This is a genomic window from Mesorhizobium sp. M7A.F.Ca.US.005.03.2.1 (assembly GCF_003997795.1).
In the GTDB taxonomy this organism is placed as follows: Bacteria; Pseudomonadota; Alphaproteobacteria; order Rhizobiales; family Rhizobiaceae; genus Mesorhizobium; species Mesorhizobium ciceri.
This window is the reverse complement of record NZ_RZRP01001538.1, coordinates 1-570: the sequence shown is the minus strand read 5'-3', so window position 1 is coordinate 570 and position 570 is coordinate 1. Positions and strand designations below refer to the sequence as shown.

The 570-nt window shown below is 66.1% G+C and carries 1 protein-coding gene; it reads right to left on the bottom strand.

Annotated elements, in window-relative coordinates; translation table 11 throughout:
* Positions 1–570 (bottom strand): FAD-dependent oxidoreductase (locus EN991_RS38980; protein WP_164769801.1); only part of this gene is annotated, 570 nt, incomplete at both ends.

The following is a 570-nucleotide window of genomic DNA, read 5'->3' as shown; positions in this document are numbered from 1 at the left end:
GTGTAGGCGCAGGTGACGACCTCGGTCACGCGATACTCCGCGATGCGGGCGATCGGCGGCGAAAACAGGTTGCGGATCGCCTCGCCCTCGCCCGCCACCGGCTGACGGTTCCAGTCGGCGTCGCTGGTCGGCACCCTGTGCAGCCCGGAACCGAATTTCATGCCGGCGCCGCCGGAGGGCGGGATCACATAGCCGTCGATCGCGCCGCCGACATCGAGCACGACCGGTGCCGCCTGCCAGGCCGCCTTGAGGTCGGCCGGCGGTTCGACATAGGCAAGTGCGGTTCGATAGGTCTTCAATTCTCCGTCCAGTTCCGGAAACAGTTTTAGCACCCAGGCGCCTGCGGCGACGACGATGCGGTCGGCCTGCATCGTCTCGCCGCTTTCGAGCACGATGTGGCCGGCTTCGGCGTCGACCTCGACGACCTTGCTGTTTTCGTAGACATTGGCGCCGTTGGCGCGCAGCCACTTTGCCAGGCCGGACGCGATCTTGCGGCAATGCAGGGCGCCGCCTTCGGTCGAGAAATAGGCGTAGCGAAACGACCCGGCTTCCAGAAACGGCCAGCGTTTC